Consider the following 21,891-nt stretch of genomic DNA (forward strand, 5'->3'; position numbering starts at 1 on the left):
GACGAGTGTCTGCCACGAGCACGCGCACCTCCCCTGCTGCGGCGATCACGCTCACGATCGCCGCAGCAGCGGCGGGAGCGTTCGCCTGGGGTGCGTTGATCGAGCGCACGCGCTGGACCCTCAGGCGAGCGGATGTCCCGGGGCTGCCGCCGGGCGCGCAACCGGTTCGCGTGCTGCACCTCTCCGCCCTGCACATGGCGCCGTGGCAGCGTGACAAGCAGGAGTGGGTGCGGGGCCTTGCCGAACTGGAACCCGACCTCGTCGTCAACACGGGCGACAACCTTGGCCACGAGCGGGGACTCGAGGGCGTCCGACACGCACTCGAGCCGTTCCGCGGCATCCCAGGCGTCTTCGTCAACGGGTCGAACGACTACTACGGCCCCGCGATACGGAACCCCATCGCCTACTTCGGCGGTCCATCAGGGCCGGGCAGCCGCCCCAAGGTGCTCGACATCGGTGCGCTCCACGAGTTCTTCGGCGAGCTCGGGTGGGCCGACGTCGACAACGCCGCGACCAGCTTCGACATCCGGGGCACCCGCTTCGAGTTCTTCGGCGTCGACGACCCGCACCGCGGCTACGACCGCCTCGACGTCATCGCGGGCGCCATCGACGAGTTGCGGGCGAACGACCCACTCGGCGACGACACGTGGCCCGACGAGGCATCCGTCACCGACCGCCGCCGCCCGACCGTCACGGTCGGCGTCACCCATGCCCCCTACCAGCGGGTGCTGAACTCGTTCGTGAACCATGGAGCCCAGCTCATGCTGGCCGGCCACACGCACGGCGGCCAGGTGTGCCTGCCCCGATTCGGCGCACTCGTCACGAACTGCGACATCCCGCGCCAGCAGGCGAAGGGGCTCAGCGTGTGGCGGCACGGGCTGCGGTCGGCGTTCCTCAACGTGTCCGCGGGCCTCGGCACGTCGATCTACGCGCCGGTGCGTTTCGCGTGCCCACCCGAGGCGTCGCTGCTCACGCTGGTTCCCGCCGACTAACCGAGCCCGCGCATCGACTGACGGCGACGGATGCCGCGGCAGCCGCCGTGGTCGGGGGGCCGCGTTTTATCGGCTATCCTTGTGGAGGCTCTTCGGGGCCACCGGGGTGTGGCGCAGCTTGGTAGCGCGCGTCGTTCGGGACGACGAGGTCGCAGGTTCAAATCCTGTCACCCCGACCATCACCTGCGAGAAGGCTCCCTCCGTGCGAGGGAGCCTTCTTTCGTCGCACCCGGTCCCGCGACCGGTGACCAGGGCGCCGCCGCGACTGCTCAGAGCGTGAGCTCACGGTCGACGGGTCAGGCGTGGGCGCTCCGGGCCAGCGTCTGACGCGCGCCGGCCGACGCGGTGCCGCGGGCGGCGGCGATCGCGTCGGCGGCACGCACGAGCGCGAGGTGGGACAGCGCCTGGGGTGTGTTGCCGGCCTGTCGCCGCGTGATGGGGTCGGCCTGCTCGGACACGATCCCGAGCGGACTGCAGCAGGCGAGCAGGCGGTCCATGAGCTCGATGGCGTCGTCGAGGCGGCCCGAGTTCGCGTACTGCTCCACCAGCCAGAACGAGCACGCGAGGAAGGCGTTCTCGTCGCCGGGCACGCCGTCGATGTCCGCCTCGGTGCGGTACCGGCAGACGAGCCCGTTGCGGACGAGGGTCTGCTCGATGCGCGCGACGGTGCCCAGCATGCGCGGGTCGTCATAGGCGACGTAGCCGATCTGCGCGAGCTGCAGCAGGGCGGCATCCACCTCCGTGGTCCCCGCGAACTGCACGTAACTGCCGAGCGCCTCGTCGTAGCCGTCCTGCTCGATGCGATCGGCGAGGCCGGCGCGGGTGGCTCTCCACTCGTCGACCGGACCCTCCAGTCCGTCGTGCTCGACGGCGCAGATCGCGCGGTCGAACGCGGCCCAGAGCATCGCCCGCGAGTGGGTGAAGTTACGCTCGGGCCCGCGGATCTCCCAGATGCCCGAATCGGGGCGATCGAGCTGCGCTGCCGCCTCGTCCAGCAGCGCCACCTGCAGCGACCACGAGAACGCATCCCGTTCGATCCCGGCGTGGCGGGCGGCGTCGAGCGCGATCAGCACCTCTCCGAAGACGTCGGCCTGGTACTGCTCGGATGCCGCGTTGCCGACGCGCACCGGCCTGCTGCCTGCGTAGCCGGGCAGCGTGGTGACCTCCCATTCGGTGAGCCGCCGCTCTCCGGCGAGCCCGTACATGATCTGCACGTCGCCGGGATCGCCGGCGATGGCGCGGAGCAGCCATTGCCGCCACGCCTCGGCCTCGTGGTTGTAGCCATGGCTCATCAGCGCCTCGAGGGTGAGTGCGGCATCCCGGAGCCACACGTAGCGGTAGTCCCAGTTGCGCGCACCGCCGAAGTCCTCGGGCAGGCTCGTGGTGACGGCCGCCACGATGCCGCCCGTGTCCTCGTGGGTGAGCAGGCGCAGCACCAGCAGCGAGCGCCGCACGGCCGCGTCGTAGGCGCCCGGCTCGGCGCACGAACGCACCCACGACCGCCACCAGGACGCCGTGTCGTCGATGACCGCATCGACGTCAAGCGGCTCGGGCGGCGTCAGGTGCGCGGGGAACCACGACAGCTGCAGGTCGATCGTCTCGCCCTCGCTGACCTCGAACTCGCCGCGATGGCGGTGGTCGCCGGGGGTGAGCCGGGGTCCGCGAACGACGATGGCGTCGGGGCCGGCGACGGCCAGCAGTACGGGTGCATCGGGTGTGCCGACCTGGCGAACCCACGGCATGGCCGCGGCGTACTCGAAGCGCACGCGCAACTCCTGCTGCACGGTCACGCGACCACGGATGCCGCGGACGCGCCGGATCACGTCGCTGCGGCGGTCGGAGTGTTCGCCCACGGGCATCAGGTCGGTCACCTCGACCTCCCCGTCGGCGGTGACCCAGCGGGTGACGAGCGTGAAGGTGTCGGTGGCGTACTCGCGCGTCGTGGTGGCTGCGGCATCCGCCGGCCTGAGCAGCCACCGGCCCTGCTCGGCGTCACCGAGGAGTGCGCCGAACATGGATGCGGCGTCGAATCGAGGCATGCAGAGCCAGTCGATCGACCCGTCGGTGCCGATGAGCGCGGCAGTGCGACAGTCGCCGATGACGGCGTACTCCTCGATCGGCTGTGGCATCGTGCGGCCTTCCCGTGGAACCGGTTCCATTCTGCCGCACGGGACCGCGCCGCGAGTCCCCCGGGTCTCCATGCGCGACGGCTGTGCCGACGCGCCTCGACCACCGGAGGCGCCGACGCTACGGTCGCCCGAGGCCGCGATAGCCCCACCCGGCCTTCCGCCAGGCGACGGGATCGAGCACGTTGCGTCCGTCGATCCCCCGCGCGCCCGCCACGAGCCGCCCGGTCACGACGGGGTCGAGCGACCGGTACTCGCGCCACTCGGTCACGAGCACCATGAGGTCGGCGCCACGCAGCGCCTCGGACGTCGACGAGGTGTACTCGAGCTGAGGATGCCGCAGGCGCGCGTTCTCGATCCCCTGCGGGTCGGTGGCGATCACCTCTGCGCCGAGCCCCTTGAGCTGCACGGCGACGTCGAGGGCGGGCGAATCGCGGACATCGTCGGATTCGGGCTTGAACGTGACGCCGAGTACGGCGATCTTCTTGTGGAACACGGATCCGCCCAGCGTCTCGATCGCCAGATCGACGACCCGCTGCCGCTGGCGCAGGTTGATCGCGTCGACCTCCTTCAGGAACCGGAGCGACTCGCCCCGCCCGAGCTCATCCGCGTGGGCGGTGAACGCCCGGATGTCCTTGGGCAGGCACCCGCCGCCGAACCCGACGCCCGCGTTCAGGAATCGGCGGCCGATGCGGGCGTCGTGGCCGATCGCGTCGGCGAGGAGCGTGACATCCGCTCCGGTGGCGTCGGCGATCTCGCTCATCGCGTTGATGAAGCTGATCTTCGTCGCGAGGAAGGCGTTCGCCGCGACCTTCACGAGTTCGGCGGTCGCGTAGTCGGTCTTGAGACGCGGCGTGCCGGCCTCGATCGCGGCCCGGTAGACGTGATCGAGCACGGATGCCGCGTGGTCGTCGGCCACACCGTACACGAGGCGATCGGGCTCGAGCGTGTCCTTGACCGCGAACCCCTCGCGCAGGAACTCGGGGTTCCAGGCGAGCGACGCGTGCGGCGCCTCGTCGGCCAGCCGAGCCGCGAGGCGAGCCGCCGGGCCGACGGGGACGGTGCTCTTGCCGACGACGAGCGCGCCGTCGGCGAGGTGCGGCAGCAGCGACTCGAATGCCGCGTCGACGTGGGTGAGGTCGGCGGCGTGGGTGTCGGACGACTGCGGCGTGCCGACGGCGAGGAAGTGCACCTCGGCGCTCGCGGCATCCGCGATCTCGGTGCTGAACCGGAGCCGGCCGCTCCCCGTCGCCGACGTGAGGATCTCCGCGAGTCCGGGCTCGAAGAAGGGTGGCCGACCGGCGGCGAGCGCCTCGATCTTGCGCGGGTCGACATCGATGCCGACCACCTCATGTCCGAGTTCGGCCATCGCCGACGCGTGCACGGCACCGAGGTAGCCGCAGCCGATCACCGAGATGCGCATGCAGGGATTCCTTTCGTGGGCGGGCCTTCATTCTCTCAGCGTCCGGCCGCGGGCGAGTGACGGGTGCCCGTGCGGGCGGCTCAGCCGACGGATGCCCCGAAGCTACGCTGGAGCCATGACCACCTCCTCCGACACGACGCCCCGGCGTCTGCGTTGGACGGTCATCGCACGCGTCGCACTCGTCCCCTACCTGGTCGCACTCGCCCTCGTCGTGTTCCTGCCCGCGCGGGACGCCGGGCGCGTGACGGGAATCGTCGGATGGGCGGCGGACCTCGTCGCCGCTTGGCTCGGCCTGGCTCGGGAACCCACCGGGGTCGTGTTCGAATTCCTCGCGAACATCCTGCTGTTCGTGCCGTTCGGCGTACTCCTCGCGCTTGCGGCTCCGCGATGGTCGCCCCTGGTCGTCATCTCCGCGGGATGCCTCCTCAGCGTCGCCATCGAAGTCGTGCAGCTGGGTATTCCGTCACGGGTCTCGGCGCTGTCCGACGTGATCGCGAACACGACGGGCACCGCGCTCGGACTACTCGTGATCGCCCTCCCCCGCATCCGCTCCACCACGGGTTGACGCCCCGGTGCGGGCTGCACGCGGGTGGCGATCTCACCTGACGATGACCGTGGGCGCGTCCAGATGCGTGAGGATGCCGTGACTGACCGATCCGAGCAGGAACCGCGCCAGGGCGCCGCGGCCGTGGCTGCCGACGACGAGCAGGTCGGCGTCCTCCGCGGCATCCCCCAGCACCTCGACCGGGTCGCCCGCGACGACGACCTTCCTGACCTGCAGGTCGGGCCGCTCGGCGATGACCGGCTCGAGCACTTCGTCGAGGAGCGCCTCGGCGGCTCTCGAGAGGTCGTCGGTGGCGGGCGTGTCGAAGCCGTACCCGTATTCGAGGTTGGTGTTCCACGCGACGTCCCAGGCATGAACCGCGATGAGCGGCACCTTGCGCCGGGTCGCCTCGTCGACGGCGAAGGCGAGCGCGGCATCGGAGGGACGCGACCGGTCGACCCCGACCGCGACGCCGCGACGCCCTGACACGTCGATATCGGGAATGACGGCGACCGGCACCTTGCTTCCGGCGGCGATACGGAGGCTGGTGAGACGGCGACGACTGGCCCGATTGCCGCCGTGCCAGTCGCTTCCCACGACGAGCAGGTCGGCGTCGCCCGAGAGGCGGTCGAACACCTCGACCGGTTGCCCCTGCTTCGCGTCGGTGACGATCTCGACATCGGGGTCGACGGCGATCGCGGCCGCTCGCGCCTCGTCGAGGCTGCGGAGCGCGGCCTGCTCCACCTCGGCTCGCGCGGCCTCATCGGCCGTGTCCTGCCCGTCGAGGGTGTACACGAGACGCAGACGGATGCCGCGTGCCGACGCCCGCTCGGCCGCCCACCGCACCGCGGCCAGGGCTGCGGGTCCGCCGATGTTCGCTCCGACGACGATCTCGCTCACTCGCACCTCCGATGTCACTCCCATCATGTTCCGGATGCCGCGGCCCCGCCAGTACGCTCCCGGAGCGGCGGCGGCGCCGACCCGGGGCTTGCAGCCGCCCGATCACCTCTGCGTCCTCCGGTGTCTCCGGCACTTCGGCACGTCGGCACTCCGGCACCGGCTTCCGGAACGGCGGACACCCTTGCGACGCGGAGCGCACACCCGAGGCGCGAGTGCACCGCCGGCCGCTAGGCTGCACCCCAGGACGTACGCAGGGGGTGCCGCATGACCGCGACGCCGGCACGCGTGGAGCCGGCCGATCGTGCCGGCCGTTGGGCGGCGCTCGTGCTCGTGGTCTACGCCCTGGCGGCAGGCGCCGCGCTGGTCGTTCCCCGGCCCATCGATACGGGATTCACTCCATGGATCCGAGGGCAGCTCTCATTCCTGCAGCGGGGCGGGCTGCGCGCCTGGATCGACTACGAGCTCGTCGAGTACGCCTCGCATGCGGTGTTGTTCGCGCCGCTGGGCATCCTCGCCGTGGTGGCCGCGGGTCGACGACTGGCATGGCTCGCGACGCTCCTGGCGGTCGGCATGGCGGTGCTCGTCGAGGCCGCGCCGTCGTGGATCTCGGCGGACCATCGGGCGTCGGCGCTCGACCTGGCGCTCAACGTCGTCGGAGCCGTCGCGGGCGCGGCGGTGGGGTGCGTCGTGCTCCGGGGCCCGCGTGGCACGGCGTCGACGCGCGCACCGGCGCCTCGGCCGCCGGGTGGCGCGCAGAGCAGGTAGGCGCCCGTCGACAGCAGCAGCTCGCACTCGGGCGGCGCGACGGCCAGCCAGACCTGGGCGTCGTCGGCCACGGCGGCGCCCGCGTCGACCAACCCGGCATGCGCGCCCGACAGGACGATCACGCTGACCGGGGCATCCCAGGTGCTCGCGAGCCGGTCGTGACCGAGTTCCGCGATGTCTCGCGCGGCCGCTCGCTGCTGGTCGAGCGTCTCCCACGTGCCGTACGACGGCGTCATGATGCGGCCGACGAGCGAGACCGCGAGCAGCGCCATGCCGGCGAGCCCGAGCACGACGGCCGAGACCCGCCACGGCGCCGGCCGAGGTGCACCGCGCGACCCCAGGGCGACGCGAGCAAGGGCGATGACGGAGGCCACGACCACCGGCAGGAATGCGAGCACACCGGGGGCCGGATGCCGCAGCCACCCGGGTGTGTGCGACGACCCCAGCCCCCACGCGAGGTAGGTGACGAGGCCCACGGCGGCCGCGCCGGCGGTCACGGTGAACTCGCGCCCTTCGACCCGCGCCAGGCCGATGGTCGACAGGGCCGACGGCTCTCGCCGAACCGCCACGATGCCGATCACGGCGAGCACGACTCCCAGGAGCGCGACGGTCGCGACGAGCCACCACGGCAGATGCCAGGCATCGAGGAACGCGCCGATCTTCTCGACCGGGGACACCCGGTAGCCCGCCTGGCCGCCGCTGAGCAGGAACCTCGCCTGGAACCGCAGGTTCTCGACGTAGCCTGCCGGGCCGAGGGCGAGGAGCTTCCACAGCTCGACCGCGACGGTGGGCGCGGCCGCGCACACCGCCGCGGCGAGCACCCGCCGCCAGGTGGCCCGAAGCCGCTGCCCGAAGCCCGGGCCGGGAGCGTCGAGGATGCCGGCGATCGCGAACGCCGGCACGGCCAGCAGCGCGATGAACTTCGCCTGCACCGCGAGGCCGAGCAGCAGCCCGGCGAGCCAGGGCCGGCGATGCAGCACGAGCAACGCGGCCGCGAGCAGTGCGGCCGCGCTCACCTCGCCGAGGATGTCGACGGGCGTCTGGATCGGCGACGGCAGTGCGTCGGTCGCGTACGCGAGCGGCAGGGCGGCCGCCGCCAATGCAGCCCAGCGACCACCGAGCCGACGGCCCAGCAGCCAGAGGCAGCTGAGCAGTGCTCCGTAGCCGACCAGCGCGACCGAGCGCCCGGCGATGACGGGGTCGATGCCGAGCGCCATGAGCGCCGCGATCGGAAGCAGCACGACGGGCCCCGTCGAGATGCGCACGTCGAACGGGGTGAGCTCGCTGCCCGAGAGGGTGCCGTCACTCGTGTAGCCGAGCCCGCGCAGCAGGTTGAGCGGCACGGTGAGATTGAACGCCTCGTCCTCCCAGAGCCGCACCGTGGTGAACGCGGGGACGAGCACGAAGAGGTTGGCGACCACCGCCGCGGTCACGGCGACCCAGAACAGCACGTCGATCGCACGAAGGGCGCGACGCGTCGTCGGTTCGGTCGCCTGCGCCGTCATCCGCGCCGCCTCGGCTTCAGCGAGACGCTCCAGAGTTCGACCGCGGCGCCGCGGACGAACTGCCGGAGCCGCTTCGGCGGCAGCAGCGGCGGCCGGTGCGGTGCGGCACCCCACATCGTGCCCTGCTCGTCGCCGCCTCGCCGGGGCAGGCTTCGCACCCGCACATAGCGCACGCGGCATCCGCGTCGCACCTCGGCCAGGGAGAAGTGCACGTGCGGTACGGATGCCTCGACCGGAACGGAGGCCACGAGCGCCTCGAGGGCCTCGGGACGATACGCGCGCAGCGGAGTGTTCACGTCGGGGATGCGCCGGCCGGCGACCACGGCCACGAGGCCGCCGACGATCGCGGTGAGCACGCGGCGGAACCACGGGTCGGAGCGGCCGACGCGAACACCGTGCACCACGTCGGCGTTCGTGTCGACCGCGGCCGCGACGACGCGCGCGAGGTCGGCGCCGGTGAACTGTCCGTCGCCGTCGACGTGCACGATGAGATCGGGATGCCGCTCGAGGCCCGCGCGGTAGGCGGCGAGCGCCGTGGCCCCGTGCCCGCGGTTCGCCTCGGCGGTGACCACGGTGATGCCCGGAAGCTCCTTCGCGAGGGCGCGCAACACGCCCGCGGTGGCATCCGTGGACCGATCGTCGATCACCACGATCTCGAGCAGCTCGGCCAAGGGCGTGAGACTGTCGTGCACCTCGCTCACGAAGCCCGGTATGCCGGCCGCCTCGTTGTACGCCGGCATGACGACGGCGAGGTGATTCAGGCGCACGCCGTCTCCCAAGCACTCGATCGTGCGCGAATCGCACGGAACAGAGTAGTAGCGTAGTCGAGATGTCGACACGCGCCCGCTTGCGCAGCCTCGCCGGGCTCGGTGCCCGGTTCCTCACCGTGGGCGCCATCAGCACCCTCATCGAGATCGGCGTCTTCAACCTTCTCTACCTCGCCTTCGGGTGGGATCCCGTCGCCGCGAAGATCGTCGCCTCGCTGGTGGCGCTCGTGAACGCCTACTTCGGCAATCGCGAGTGGACCTTCCGCCACCGCGACCGGCGTGGCCGCATCGCCGAGGTCGTGCTGTTCCTGCTGGTGAACCTGTTCTGCACCCTGCTCGGCGCGGCGATCGTGTGGGCCGGGGTGGAGGCGGCGCAGTTGCTCCTCGGCCGCACGGTCGGGCCGTTCATCGTGAACGCGGTGAACCTCGTCAGCATCGCCGTCGTCGTGCTGGTGCGGTTCTGGCTCTACCACAGCCTCGTGTTCCGGACGTCGCCCCGCGACGAAGCGCCCCGCGCCGACGCACAAGCCGACGCCGACGCCGGCCGCGGCGCCCGCTGAGCGGCACCGCGGCGGGGTCAGCAGCCCGGCATCGAGACCGTGACGTCGGTGGGCTGCACCATCGGCGTGTGCCACACCTCGAGGGGACCGTACTCCCCCGCCGCGCCGGTGAACGTCGCCGCGACCGTGTGGCTCTCGCCGGGGCCATTGAGGATGTTCACCTTCACCGCCGGGCGACCCAGGTGCGGGAGCGCGGTGGCCTCGGCCGGCGCCCCGTCGACGGTCGCCGACGAGAACGTCGAGCCGACCGGCCCGTAGAGCACGAGGTCGGTCGAGATCCACCCCTTCTCGAAGAAGCGCGCCGGCGAGATGTACTCGGCGAGGTCTTCGACGGCGGCCGGATCCAGGGTCGATGCGAACGTCGCGGTGGTCGTGAACGTGGGTGCGTCGGCGGTGCATTGGTCGGATGTCGCGTCGACCGCGAGCTTGGCGTAGTAGTCGAGCTTGCCCTCGGTGATGTCGTCGACGTAGACGCCGACGATGGTCTGCCCGGTGTTGTCGACGGGCAGCGTGCCCGAGACCCGTGTGTCGGCGATGTACTCGGCCTCCGCGGCATCCGATGGCACGTACATCAGGCGCCCCTCGTCGATGGCGCGGCCGAGGGACTCGACGAGGGCGCTCATGTCGCCCGAACCCGAACGAAGCACCTCGAAGACCGTCGCCGCAGCGCCGGCGAAGAACGCGTCCTGCTCCTCGGCCTCGTATCGGAAGTACACCTCGTTGAGCAGCTGCGACACCGCGTTCTCGCTCGTCAGCGTCTCACCGGTCGGCAGGGTCACCGGACCGGTCGCACCGAGCAGGTAGCTGAGCCCGACCGGGTCGAACGAGACGACGCCGTCGACCTGCGTGCCGAACGTCTCGGCCCACCACGCGCGCATGATCTCGGCGCTCTCGGTGAAGTCGGGCGTCAGTGTGATGTCCTGCATGAAGCGACCGATCTTGTCACCGTAGAGCGCCTCGGTCTCGGGATCGATCGCGACGATCGGCTCAGGCCGGTTGTTGGCGAAGTCGGCGCTCGACGCCTGCTGCGCGATCGAGATGACGCCGTCGGTCACGTTGACCATGACGATCGCCGCGGGGTTGCCTCCGGTTCCCCGGGACTCCGCGTTGTTCTGGAAGAGCATCAGGTAGTTGCGCGGACCGTCGGCGCCGAGTGCGGCCGGCAGCAGCTTCAGGGTCTTGTCGGCAGCATCGAGGGTGGGCGTCAGCTCGGCGACCACCCGGTCGAGCTTCGCGATGCCGTCGGCGACCGGGCCGATCAGCGCCGGCCGGTCGAGGCGCTCGAGTTCGGCGGCCACGTTCCGCACCGAGCTCGCGGCGGTACCGACCGTCTGGGCCAGCTGCTCGACGGCGGCGACGTCGATGGCCCCCCCCTGGGGCTTCAGCGCCTCGACGCTCACCTCCGTCGCGGGCAGGACGGCATCGGAGACGAGCTCATCGACCGACGCGGATGCGACGCGGACGGCCTGCAGGTTCGGCCCGGCCACCGGCACCCACTCCAGCGAACGCCACAGCGGGTCGTCCGTCTGCTTCCGCGCCTCGGCCGCGTACTCGGTGACCTGCTGCGCGGTCGCCTTCGCTCCCTCGTTGTCGCCGGCCGCCAGCTGCTGCTGCGTCTGCTCGGCGAGCGGGATCGCCGCCTCGAGCGCGTCCTTCGCCGCGAAGGCACGGTTCGCGAGCAGCATGCCGACGATGCCGAGCCCGACGATGACGACCACGATGCCCACGGGAACCCACAGGCGGGCGCTGCGGATCAGGGGTCGTTTCGTCGCGGGGGCTCGGCTGGTCATCCCAGACATCGTAAGTGCCGCCGCTGCATCGGCGGAATCAATACGCACCCTCCGCCCGGGCCACGGAACGCACGGTGCGGTAGAGGACGATGATGTCGCCGGTCAATGACCAGTTCTCGACGTAGTAGAGGTCGAGCCGCACGCTGTCCTCCCACGAGAGGTTCGAGCGGCCCTGCGTCTGCCAGAGCCCCGTGATGCCGGGTCGCACGAGCAGCCGGCGACGGGCCCAGGTGTCGTAGCGCTCGACCTCCGACGCGAGCGGAGGCCTGGGACCCACGAGCGACATGTCGCCGAGCAGCACGTTCACGAGCTGGGGTAGCTCATCGAGGCTGTACTTGCGGAGCACGGCCCCCACCCTGGTCACGCGCGGGTCGGCACGAAGCTTGAAGAGCACGCCGTTGCCGTCGGTGCGGTCGAGGAGGGACGGCAGCTGCGCTTCGGCGCCGACGACCATCGACCGGAACTTCAACATGTGGAACCGCTTGCCGTTGAGCCCGACGCGCTCTTGAAGGTAGAACGCGGGCCCGGGGCTGTCGCTGCGAACCAGCACCGCGATGACGAGGAACACCGGGCTCAGCAGCACGAGCGCGAGGAACGACACGACGAGGTCGAAGGCTCGCTTCGCGGCGTACTTGCGCCCTTCGAACTCGGGATAGTCGACCTGGATGAGCGGCAGCCCGGCCACGGGTCGGGCGTGGATGCGCGGGCCGGCGACATCCGTCAGCGCCGGGGCGACGATGAGGTTCGTCGACTTCGCCTCGAGCTCCCAGCCGAGCTCGCGCATGCCGCGGGGGTCGATGGTGTCGGCACCCGTGAAGATGACGGTGTCGGCGCGCGCCTCCTCGAGCACCCGGGTGAGGTTGTTGAAGTCGCCGAGCACCGGAATCCCCGGGCAGAGCTCTCGATCGACGGTGCCGCGCTCGGTGATCGCGCCCACGATGCTGAATCCGGATGTGCCGTCGCGGGCGATCTGCTGGGCGACGTGCACCGACTTCTGCCGCTCTCCCATGAGGATCGCGCGATGCGAGAACGCCCCCTCGGCGCGGCGGTGGATGAGCCACTTGCGCCATGCCCACCGGGAGACGAGGAGCAGGGCGAGGCCGAGCGGGAGTGCGACGAGCAGGTAACCGCGTCCGACCTCGGACTGCAGCAGGAATGCGACGATCGCCAGCAGGGCGAACACCCGGATCGTGGCATCCGTGATGCGCCGGTACTCACTGGTTCCGGCTCCGATGATGTTGCGGTCGCGGGTCGCGAACAGTGCCAGCGCGAGCAGCCAGCCCCCCGCCAGGATCGCCGAGACCAGCGTGTAGTTGAGCTCGAAGACCCCGCCCTGTTCGCCGGGAATGCGCAGCATCTCGCGATGCGTGCCGAATCGGATGAACTGCGACGCGTAGACCGCGAACACGATCACGATGAGGTCGGTGACCAGGAGGCGCCGAGCGTAGGCCCGCTGCCACGCAGCAACGACCGCGACCGGCGAACCGGCGACACTCTGTCGTGTCAGGGTCATGGCAGCCTCCTCGCCGTCCCGTTCTTCGGGCGACGGGGCGACGAACCCGCCGTTCGGGCGGCGGGCAAGCACAGGCTAACCCGGAATGTCCCCCGAAGAGAGGACTCCCCGACAAGTTACCCCCGAAATGGGGAGGAAACGTAGCCCGCCACCCGTTTCGTCACCGGTCGCACTACCTGGCCTCAGGAGCCGTGGCGGCATCCGCTCGATCCCGCCCGCTCGCCCACCGCAGCACCTGCTCGAGCGGCCCCCGCCCGACGTATCGGCGCCACAGCCATGCGAACACCATCGAGCCGACCACGAGACCGATGAGCAGGGGCCAGGAGTCGTCGGTGACGACGCCGTTCTCGGTGCGTTTCGCACCCGCGATCACCACGAGGTGGATCGTGTAGATGCTGAGCGGCATCGCTCCCATGGCGATGATCGGCGACAGCAGGGTCCGGGCAACCCGACGCACGGGCGGGCGGGCGAGCGCCGTCACGGCCACGAGCGCTGCGACCACGACCACGCAGACGCCGACGTTGCCGACGGTCATGATCGACTCGTGCAGCGGCACCGACCACGACGCCTCGCTCACGACCTCGGGGCCCGGCATGCTCGCCGCGATCGGCAGGAACACTGCGGCCGCGAGGCTGCCGATCAGCGCGGCCGCCGCGAGCACGCGCGCGCGTGCGAGGTCCAGTCGCGCGAGCGCGAGCCCGATCAGCATCACCGGCACCCACACGATGACCGGATAGGCACCCCCGACGACCCAGTCGGAGAGGAACTTGACCGGGGTCTGGCGCACCGCCTGGACGAACTCGGTTCGCGCGCCCAGCTCCGCCAGGCCGGGGGCGATCACCACGAGGCCGACGCCCAGCGCCAGCGCCACCCACGGACGCAGGAACAGCAGCGGCAGCATGATGAGGAACGCGACACCGTAGACGTCGAGGATGATGAAGACGAGCGGGTTCAGCAGCGCCCAGATCAGGAAGCCGAGCACGATCAGGATGACCGCGCGAATCGCGATCTGTCGGCGCAGCGTGTCGCGGCCCTCCGTGATGGGGGCCGCGCCGCCCGAGATGAACCCGAGCCCGATTCCGGCCGTCAGTGCGAAGAGCAGGCGTGGCCGCTCCTCGGCGATGGAGAGGAGCTGCGTCACCTCCACCGAAGCCACCACGGGCGCGACGTGCGCCACGAACATGCCGATGAGCGCCAGACCGCGTGCCGCGTCGACCCCGTCGACCCTGCGGGGCATCCGGTTCGCCTGGCGCGTCGGGTTCGCCTGCGGCATCCGTTGGTCTCGACTCACCACGTGGTCGTCGCTCGACCGGCTACCCGACCGCCGTGTGGTGACGTCCGTTCAGCACGCCGCCGCTCTCCTGGAGGTAGCAGACACCGCAGAGCGACTCGTACGTGACATCCTGGCCATCGATGGCGACCTGATCGCCGTCGAAGACGAACCGTCCGTCGATGAGCCGGCCGTTGAAGATCGCCTTCCGCCCGCACCGGCAGATGGTCTTCAATTCCTCGACGCTGTGCGCGATCTCGAGCAGGCGGCGACTGCCGGGGAACGCCACGGTACGGAAGTCGGTGCGGATGCCGTAGGCGAGCACCGGGATGTCGTCCATGAGCGCGATGCGCAGCAGGTCGTCGACCTGATCGGACGTGAGGAACTGCGCCTCGTCGAGGAGCAGGGCGCTGACGTCGCGCCCGAAGGCCTCGATGACGCGTGTGCGGTGCTCCTGGAACCGGTCGAGCACGTTCGTGTCGGGCTCGAGGGTGAAGTCGACGTCGCGCGTGACCCCGAGCCGCGAGAGGATGCTCCGATCGCCCTTCGTGTCGATCGAGGGCTTGGCGAGCAGCACCCGGTGGCCGCGCTCCTCGTAGTTGAAGGCCGCTTGCAGCAACGCCGTGGACTTGCCGGAGTTCATCGCTCCATACCGGAAGTACAGCTTCGCCACTAGTCGAGGTACCCATCTTCCGCCGCGCGGCGGATCAGTTCGGACTTGCGGCTCGCCGGCCGCCCGGCCTTCGCGTACTTCTCGCGCACCCGGCGAAGGTAGGTCTTCGCGGTCTCGTAGCCCACTCCCATGTGGCGCGCCACCTCGAGCGTCGAGAAGCCCTGCGTGTACAGGCGCAGCGCGCGCTCCTCCGCGGCGCTGAGGTGGGCGGAATCGTGCTCATCCTGAGCGGGTCGGCCGTCGCGCGCGGCCACGCCCTTCGACCCGGGCGGATGCCGCCGCAGCTTCTCGCCCCGGGCGACGCGTCGGGCCAGCTCGACCAGCTCCTCGGCCGGCAACGTCTTCGAGACGAATCCCGAGGCGCCCGCAGCGAGGCAGCGATCACGGGATGCCTCGTCGTCGAGCGCGCTCACCACGAGCACCTTCGCTCCGGCCGCCCTGCAGGCACGGATCCGGGACTCGATCGAGACTCCGTCGGGCAGCTGCAGGTCCATCAGCACGAGGTCGACGGGGAACGCGGGGCTGCGGATGAGCTCCATCCACGTCGTCGCGCGCACCACGACCGAGAAGTCGGGGGCGTGGTCGCCGAACCAGGTCGCGAGACTGTCGACGATCAGGCCGTGATCGTCGAGGAGCGCGAGTCGCACGGGAGGCGGTGATGCCGGCTCGGGTTCGGCGACCGGAGTCGTGGTCTCAGTCGGGCACATGCGTCACCTCCACCTTCACATTCTCACCCGTCAGGGCCACTTCCGCGCGCAGTGCGACGGCACGGGCCACGGCCGCGAACCGGTCGAGCTCGCGCCGGGTCGGCGGTGCGGCTCCGTTCACGGCCCGGATCGTGATGCGGTGACGCGGCGGATCGATCGCCAGCACCACCTCGATGGCGGTCGTGCGCCCCGAGTCCGAGAGCCACGAGAGCAGCGCCGTGAGCGCCGAGCGCTGGTCGGATGCGAGGTCGTCGGCGGCACCCGACGGATCGTCGACGACGACATCGATGGCGCGCGTCAGCTGCAGGTTCGCGGCGAGGTCGTCGAGCCAGGTCGACTCGATCCCCGCCTTCAGGGCATGCCGCAGGGTCTCGGCGAGCTCGCGGGCGTGATCGGCGTCGTCGACCGAGATGCGGTCGGCGGGCATGACGCCCGCAAGGAACGGGAGCACCTCCCTGCCGAGCACCGAGACCTGGCTCTGCTGCACCGAGCGAGCAATGCCGGCGCGGAGTTCTGCGTCTCGCTGGAGGGCGGCGCGGTTCGCCTTGCGCTGCCAGGCGAGCGTCTCGTCGACGATCGCGTAGGAGTACCCGGCGGCTGCGGCCGACAGCGAGAGGACCGCGGCGGAGTTCACCGCGATCAGCGATGCGATGGGGACATCCACGGCCGTGGCCATCGCGGATCCGACGACGAGGAACGACAGCACCGCCGCCGACAGGAGGCCGGCGGCGAGCAGGGAGAGCCAGGTGCAGTACGGGGCGAGCGCGAGGATGAGCATGCCGATCACGATCGATCCGAAGTCGTCGTAGAGCATGCGGTTCGCGCCGATGGTGCTGACGTACTCGGCGACGGCCGCGGCCACCGCGAGGCCGACCACGAGCCAGAGCCGCTCGGTCGTGAAGGGCGCGCGTTGCGGAGTCGCCGAGACGGCGGCGACGATGCCCGCCACGGCGACCAGCCCGAGGGCGATGATGGCGGCCACCGGGGAAACGACCTCTCGCCAGTGGGCGACGGTCTGCACGACCGCCGTGCCGAGGGCCAGTGCCGCGCCGATGGTGACGATCCAGGCCGCCGTGATGCCACCGATCGGGTCGGCCTCCTGCTGGCTCAGGCGTATCCGGTTCATCGGCCGCCCTCCGGTACGGTCAGCACGACCGTCGTTCCGATGCCCTTCGTCGACCAGACCCGGACGGTGCCGTCCTCCTGCTCGATACGGGCCCGCACCGAGGTGCGGAGGCCGATCCGGTCCTCGCCCACCTCGCTCTCGTCGAAGCCGACACCGCTGTCCATGACGGCGACCGTCACTTCGCCGCCTGCGAACCCGATCGCCAGCTCGGCCTCGCCGACCCCCGCATGCCGGGCGACGTTGATGACGCACTGCGCCGCTGCCTGGTCGAGGGCGGCTGCGCGGCCCGGCCCCAGCGCTCCCAGCACTGCGAGATCGCCGGTCACGCGCAGCTCGAGTCCGGCATGCTCTGCCGCGGTGAAGGTCTGCTCGAGCGTCGGCGCGGTCTGGGTCGCCGCGTCCGCCGGCCGCGACCCCGGCGAGCCCGCGCGGGCCGCAGCGCCGTTGCGCCCCGGCTCGTCGGCGAAGTGCGCGTGCTCGGTCGCCCAGTCACGGCCGACGATGAGGCCCAGGTCTCGTCGGATGCCTTCGCGGAGTCGCTCGTCGACCGGTCCGGACCCGGCCGCCGCGATGGCGACGAGGTGACTGAGCGCCGTGTCGTGAAGCCTGGCCGTCGCGCGAAGCTCGTAGTCGTGCCGGATGGCGAGTTCGCGGTTCTGCTGGCTGGCCCGATGCAGTCCGGTCTCACGACGTTGATCCGAGGAACGGGTGACGCCGTCGTAGATGCGGACCACGAGGAAGATGCCGAATGCCATGCCGGCGGCCAGGTTCGGCGCCCAGGTCGCACCCGCGATCATCGCGCCGAGGAAGGTGGCCGCGAGGCCCAGGCCGTACCCGAGCGTTCCCCACGTGATCGCGATCGCGGTGCCGACTCCAGCTCCCCCGACGAGGATGAGGGCGACACGCGGAAGGGCCAGGAGCACGTTGTTCGTCGATTCGAATCCGTACGCCGGATCCATGACCAGCACGGTCGCGGCGAGCACCGCGCCGGCACCGGCCACGAGGTACAGCACCGTGAACGTCACCGAATCGAACCGTGCGACGAGCAGGAGCAGCAGCGCCATCGCGCCGCAGAGCGCCGCTCCTGCCCAGCCCGCGGGGTCGGCGTTCACGACGGCGCCGATGAGGCTGATCAGCGCGCCGATGCCGAGGCAGACCCATGCCGCGCAGTGGCCAGCATGCGCGAGGGCGCGGCTCATGGAGTCCCGCGCAAGGTGGCCCGGTAACCCCAGGGTCATCGTGCTTCCTCCGCTCGGGGGCCCCGCAGCACTGGGGTGTGCGGTGGCCTTGACCCGGATTATCCCAGTTCGACCCGGTTCGCGGCATCCGTCGAAAGACGCAAGCAGTTTCTCGCTCCAGGGCCTGCCTTCTCAGAAGAGGGCGGACGGGTCGGATGGCGCTCCGAACGCGTCGGGCAGTGAGGCATCGGTTCGCCGGGGCGCTCGCCCGCGCCTCGCCGCCTCGAGGGCGGTCGACCTGACGCCGCCCGTCGACGGATCCTCCCGCCCCTGTTCGAGACCGTGCGCCCTGATGAGCGGGCGGATGCGATCGGCGAGCCACCGGCGGTACTCCTTGGGCGCGTAGGTGTTCTTGCCGTAGTACATCGACCGGTACTTCGGTACCAGCTCGGGATGTTCCCGCTCGAGCCACTGCATGAACCAGGCCTTCACGCCCGGCTTGAGGTGCAACGCGGTGTAGAGCACGCTCGTTGCGCCCGCGTCCTTGGCCTGCCGGAGGGACTCGTCGAGGTGCGCCCGAGTGTCGGTGAGGTACGGGAGGATCGGCATGAGGAACACCGAGCAGTCGAGCCCGGCCTCGCGCACCGCAGTGACGGTCGCGAGGCGCGCCTTCGTGGTGGGCGTGCCCGGCTCGATGGACTGCTGCAGGTCGTGGTCGTACACCGCGATCGACATGGCGAGGTCGACGGGCACACGCGTGGCGGCATCCGCCAGCAGTGGCAGGTCTCGTCGCAGCAGCGTGCCCTTCGTGAGGATGCTGAACGGCGTGCCGCTCGACGTCAGCGCATCGATGATGCCGGGCATGAGCGCGTAGCGACCCTCGGCGCGCTGGTAGGGGTCGGTGTTCGTGCCGAGCGCCACCGGCTCATGGCGCCACGACGGCCTCGCGAGCTCGGTGCGCAGCACGTCGCCGACGTTCACCTTCACGATGATCTGCCGATCGAAGTCGTCGCCCCCATCGAGGTCGAGATACGTGTGCGTCGGCCGCGCGAAGCAGTAGACGCACGCATGGCTGCAGCCCCGGTAGGGGTTGATCGTCCAGCTGAATGGCATCGCCGACTGGCCCGGCACGCGGTTGAGCGCGGACTTCGCGAGCACCTCGTGGAAGGTGACCCCAGCGAACTCGGGCGTCTGCACCGAGCGCACGAGGTTGTTCAGCTTCGCGAGCCCCGGCAGCGTGTCCGACTGCTCGACGCCGAGTTCCCGGTTGCTCCACCGCATACCGACATTCGAACACACGTTCGAAACTCAGGCAAGCGCATGTGGCGGCGAGCCGCAGCGCGCCGGGGTGTCGGGAGCTGGAGGCGACGCCTCTCGGTTCACCCGTGGAAGGGCGTCGCCGAGATGATCTCGCCCTCGATGAGCCGGCCGGTCGGCGTCTCGTACGCGAACCCGTCGCCCGCGTACTTGCCGATGATCGCCTCGCCCAGCGGAGAGGTCGGCGAGTACACGTCGATGTCGATGTCGGCGTCGTCGGCGGTGAGGCCGCGCTGCGCGAGGAGGAACGTCGTCGTCGAGGCATCGCCGCCGAACTGCACGACGATGATCATGCCCGGCTCCACCAGCCCGTCGTCGGGCTTGTCACCCACCTCGGCTCGCCGAAGGATCGACTTCAGCTCGAGGATGCGCGCCTCCGTCTGCGGGCCGACATCCCCCGTGCGGCTGGTGAGCTCGCCGAGCTCCGCCTGGAGGCGATCGTAAGCGGCTTGCGTGAGCCAGAGGGTGTCGTGCGAAGACGTCGACATCAGGTCTCCTGTCGTATCGGGCCACTCGGTTCGAGCTCCCGCCGATGAAACGTAAACTGCCAGTTTACCCGAGCCGGCGGCGGATGGAGATTCCCGCCCGCTCACACCGCCTCGGGCGCATATGCTTCCTCCGGCATGGGCGGCGGCTCCGGCATGCCGACCCTGCGACCGGCCGTGAGTTCGAGGGTCTCCCCCGCCCACCGACGCCGCAGCCACCGGTCGTGGCTGGCGATCACGACGGCACCCGGATACGTGCCGAGTGCGTCTTCGAGATCGGTCGCCAGGTCGAGCGACAGGTGGTTGGTCGGTTCGTCGAGCAGGAACACGTGCGGCGGCCGCGCGATGACGAGCGCGAGCGCCAGCCGACGCTGCTGGCCGACCGAGAGGGCGCCGACCGGCCGCGACTCATCGCGCCGGGAGACGAGCCCGAGGCTCGACAGCGGCCCCTGCCCCGCCCGCCGCTCACCGAGAACGCGCTCGTACAGCCGTCGCGGCGAGACATCCGCGTCGCCGAACCGCACATCCTGCTCGAGCAACTGCACTCGCAGGCCCTTGCGCCGGTGCACGGCGCCGCGGTCCACGGCGGTCGTGCGCGCCATGACCCCGAGGAGCGTCGACTTGCCCGCTCCGTTCGCGCCCGTCACGAGCAACCGCGTGAGCGGAGCCACCCACAACGCCTCGATGTCGAGTCGGCCGGCGACCGCGACATCCGACAGCTTCAGCAGCAGGCCGGATGCCTCGTCGAGCGCGTGCGACCCCGACGGGATGCCGGCGAACTCGAGCGGCGCCGGGGGCTTCGGGACCTGCTCGCGCTCGAGGACTGCGAGACGTTGGGCGGCATTGCGCACTCGCCGACTGATCTGCCCGTCGACGCGATCGCCCTGGCGACCGTAGGCCATCTTGTTGCGATCGGCCATCGGGGCGTGATGCGAGACGTGACGCGCGGTCTCAGCCACCCCGGTGCGCAGGCGCTGCAACTCGTCCTGCTCGGCCTCGTACTGGCGGCGCCAGCGCTCGCGCTCGGCGGCCTTCACGTGGAGGAACTCGCTGAACCCCCCGCCGAAGACGGTGCCGCCGGATGCCGCGAGCCGGTCGCGTCTCGTGATCGCCGGGTCCGCGGTGGCGTTGCGGGTGCCGTCGCCGGCGAGCGCGAGGGCTCCCGCGCGCGCCGGATCGAGGTCGAGCAGGCCGGTTGCCACGCGGTCGAGGAACTCGCGGTCGTGGCTCGCGAACATCACGGGCCCACGCCAGGCGCGAAGTCGTGTCTCGAGGAACTCCGCCGCGGCATCGTCGAGGTGATTCGTGGGTTCGTCGAGCAGCAGGGCGTCGGGCGCGCGGAGCAGCAGCGCCGCGAGCGCGAAACGGCTGCGCTGGCCGCCCGAGACCTCGTCGAGGCGGCGGTCGAGGCCGATCCCCGCGAGCCCGAGTCCGTCGATCAGCTCGTCGCGACGTGCCTCGGCGGTCCAGACGTCGACGCGCTCTGCCGCCTCGAGGGCATCGGCGTAGCGGTCGGCGGGGTCTGCGGGTCGAGGAGCGCCGCCGAAGGCGGCGCGTCTCGAGGCCACTCCCGCGGCAGCCGGGTCTCGAGACGCGTCGCTTCGCGGCGCTCCTCGACCCTCAGCTGCCGCGTCCGCGAGCGCGGCGGCCGCCTCGTCGAGCTCGCGCTCGATCGCGCGGACCTCGGCAAGTGCGTCCTCGAGCACCTCGCCGATCCGGTCGTGGGGCCGGAACGGCAGCTCCTGCTCGAGGAAGCCGGTGCGGAGCGGCCGCGAGAGGCGCCCCGAGACCGTGGCGCGTTCGAGTGCGGGGTCGGATGCGGCATCCGCTCGCCCAGCGCTCGTCGCGATGAGTCGCAGCAGCGTGGACTTTCCGGCGCCGTTCTCTCCGATGAGGCCGAGCCGCTCGCCGGGCGACACGGCGAAGCCGAGATCGGTGAAGACGCGTCGATCGGGATACGAGGCCGACAGGCCGTCGGCGTGGATGTGGAGGGAGTGTGAGAGTCGTACAGCCATGCGGAACGTCCGTTCGCGAAGGCTCCCGGGTCGCCGACCCTCGCCACGTCGGGCGGGCGGCACCGAACGATGCACCGAGCGGGCGCACCCGCCTGCGGTGCGAGGCGGACGACGACCCGGGAGCGGAGTGGAAGATCCCGCCGGGCATCTACCGTCACGAAGGGAGCGCACGCGAACACTGTCGCGATCAGTGCGAGGAGCACACCCGACGTCAACGGCGCCTCAGGCGCGGGAC

General features: G+C 71.0%; 18 protein-coding genes and 1 tRNA gene. 4 read left to right on the forward strand and 15 right to left on the reverse strand.

Annotated elements, in window-relative coordinates; genetic code table 11:
• The first annotated feature begins 5 nt into the window (after window positions 1-5).
• Window positions 6-992 carry a metallophosphoesterase gene (locus HUS56_RS05300; protein ID WP_173922339.1) on the forward strand — a complete coding sequence of 329 codons (987 nt, stop codon included), beginning with the start codon at window positions 6-8 and terminating at the stop codon, window positions 990-992.
• A gap of 102 nt (window positions 993-1,094) precedes the next feature.
• Window positions 1,095-1,171, forward strand: a tRNA-Pro gene (locus HUS56_RS05305).
• A 117-nt stretch (window positions 1,172-1,288) separates the two neighbouring features.
• Here HUS56_RS05305 and HUS56_RS05310 read toward each other — a convergent pair.
• Both HUS56_RS05310 and HUS56_RS05315 read right to left on the reverse strand, forming a co-directional pair.
• Window positions 1,289-3,121, reverse strand: a complete 1,833-nt coding sequence (locus HUS56_RS05310; RefSeq protein ID WP_173922340.1) for a glycoside hydrolase family 15 protein — start codon at window positions 3,119-3,121, stop codon at window positions 1,289-1,291.
• 118 nt (window positions 3,122-3,239) lie between these two features.
• A complete protein-coding gene (locus HUS56_RS05315) occupies window positions 3,240-4,541 on the reverse strand; it encodes a UDP-glucose/GDP-mannose dehydrogenase family protein (RefSeq protein ID WP_173922341.1) in 1,302 nt (433 codons plus the stop codon).
• 115 nt (window positions 4,542-4,656) lie between these two features.
• Between HUS56_RS05315 and HUS56_RS05320 the strand changes: the two genes are divergently transcribed.
• Complete coding sequence (locus HUS56_RS05320; protein ID WP_173922342.1) at window positions 4,657-5,106, forward strand: VanZ family protein; 450 nt, start codon at window positions 4,657-4,659, stop codon at window positions 5,104-5,106.
• A 33-nt stretch (window positions 5,107-5,139) separates the two neighbouring features.
• On the opposite strand, the gene HUS56_RS05325 is transcribed toward HUS56_RS05320, so the two are convergent.
• The 3 genes from HUS56_RS05325 to HUS56_RS05335 all read right to left on the reverse strand — a co-directional run bounded on the left by HUS56_RS05325 (window position 5,140) and on the right by HUS56_RS05335 (window position 9,022).
• A complete protein-coding gene (locus tag HUS56_RS05325; RefSeq protein ID WP_173922343.1) occupies window positions 5,140-5,985 on the reverse strand; it encodes a universal stress protein in 846 nt (281 codons plus the stop codon).
• 455 nt (window positions 5,986-6,440) lie between these two features.
• Window positions 6,441-8,255: a hypothetical protein gene (locus HUS56_RS05330; RefSeq protein WP_173922344.1), complete on the reverse strand. Its 1,815-nt coding sequence runs from the start codon at window positions 8,253-8,255 to the stop codon at window positions 6,441-6,443.
• On the reverse strand, window positions 8,252-9,022 hold the full coding sequence (locus HUS56_RS05335; RefSeq protein WP_173922345.1) for a glycosyltransferase family 2 protein: 771 nt from the start codon (window positions 9,020-9,022) through the stop codon (window positions 8,252-8,254). The genes HUS56_RS05330 and HUS56_RS05335 overlap by 4 nt, the downstream gene beginning before the upstream one ends.
• Window positions 9,023-9,084: 62 nt before the next feature.
• Here HUS56_RS05335 and HUS56_RS05340 point away from each other — a divergent pair, with 62 nt between their 5' ends.
• Window positions 9,085-9,582 carry a GtrA family protein gene (locus HUS56_RS05340; RefSeq protein WP_173922346.1) on the forward strand — a complete coding sequence of 166 codons (498 nt, stop codon included), beginning with the start codon at window positions 9,085-9,087 and terminating at the stop codon, window positions 9,580-9,582.
• Window positions 9,583-9,599: 17 nt separating this feature from the next.
• Here HUS56_RS05340 and HUS56_RS05345 read toward each other — a convergent pair whose 3' ends face one another.
• The 10 genes from HUS56_RS05345 to HUS56_RS05390 all read right to left on the reverse strand — a co-directional run bounded on the left by HUS56_RS05345 (window position 9,600) and on the right by HUS56_RS05390 (window position 21,656).
• Window positions 9,600-11,372 (reverse strand): DUF4012 domain-containing protein, encoded by a 1,773-nt coding sequence (locus tag HUS56_RS05345; protein WP_173922347.1) that lies wholly within the window; start codon window positions 11,370-11,372, stop codon window positions 9,600-9,602.
• Window positions 11,373-11,409: 37 nt separating this feature from the next.
• Window positions 11,410-12,885, reverse strand: coding sequence for a sugar transferase (locus HUS56_RS05350; RefSeq protein ID WP_173922348.1), 1,476 nt, complete (start codon window positions 12,883-12,885; stop codon window positions 11,410-11,412).
• A 172-nt stretch (window positions 12,886-13,057) separates the two neighbouring features.
• The gene (locus HUS56_RS05355) at window positions 13,058-14,122 is read right to left on the reverse strand and encodes a heparan-alpha-glucosaminide N-acetyltransferase domain-containing protein (protein ID WP_173922349.1); all 1,065 of its coding nucleotides are present in this window, start codon (window positions 14,120-14,122) and stop codon (window positions 13,058-13,060) included.
• 76 nt (window positions 14,123-14,198) lie between these two features.
• On the reverse strand, window positions 14,199-14,828 hold the full coding sequence (locus HUS56_RS05360) for a thymidine kinase (RefSeq protein ID WP_173922350.1): 630 nt from the start codon (window positions 14,826-14,828) through the stop codon (window positions 14,199-14,201).
• On the reverse strand, window positions 14,828-15,535 hold the full coding sequence (locus HUS56_RS05365) for a response regulator transcription factor (protein ID WP_173922351.1): 708 nt from the start codon (window positions 15,533-15,535) through the stop codon (window positions 14,828-14,830). Before HUS56_RS05365 ends, HUS56_RS05360 begins: the two co-directional genes overlap by 1 nt.
• Entirely contained in the window at window positions 15,522-16,661 is a 1,140-nt protein-coding gene (locus HUS56_RS05370; protein ID WP_173922352.1) for a hypothetical protein, read from the reverse strand. The genes HUS56_RS05365 and HUS56_RS05370 overlap by 14 nt, the downstream gene beginning before the upstream one ends.
• The gene (locus HUS56_RS05375; protein ID WP_173922353.1) at window positions 16,658-17,899 is read right to left on the reverse strand and encodes a sensor histidine kinase; all 1,242 of its coding nucleotides are present in this window, start codon (window positions 17,897-17,899) and stop codon (window positions 16,658-16,660) included. Before HUS56_RS05375 ends, HUS56_RS05370 begins: the two co-directional genes overlap by 4 nt.
• A 132-nt stretch (window positions 17,900-18,031) precedes the next feature.
• Window positions 18,032-19,120 (reverse strand): Rv2578c family radical SAM protein, encoded by a 1,089-nt coding sequence (locus HUS56_RS05380; RefSeq protein WP_173922354.1) that lies wholly within the window; start codon window positions 19,118-19,120, stop codon window positions 18,032-18,034.
• Window positions 19,121-19,218: 98 nt separating this feature from the next.
• On the reverse strand, window positions 19,219-19,644 hold the full coding sequence (locus tag HUS56_RS05385) for a GreA/GreB family elongation factor (protein WP_173922355.1): 426 nt from the start codon (window positions 19,642-19,644) through the stop codon (window positions 19,219-19,221).
• 101 nt (window positions 19,645-19,745) lie between these two features.
• Entirely contained in the window at window positions 19,746-21,656 is a 1,911-nt protein-coding gene (locus tag HUS56_RS05390) for an ATP-binding cassette domain-containing protein (RefSeq protein ID WP_173922356.1), read from the reverse strand.
• Window positions 21,657-21,891: the final 235 nt, after the last annotated feature.

Origin of the sequence: Agromyces sp. Marseille-P2726, assembly GCF_902809835.1 — a bacterium.
In the GTDB taxonomy this organism is placed as follows: domain Bacteria; phylum Actinomycetota; class Actinomycetes; order Actinomycetales; family Microbacteriaceae; genus Agromyces.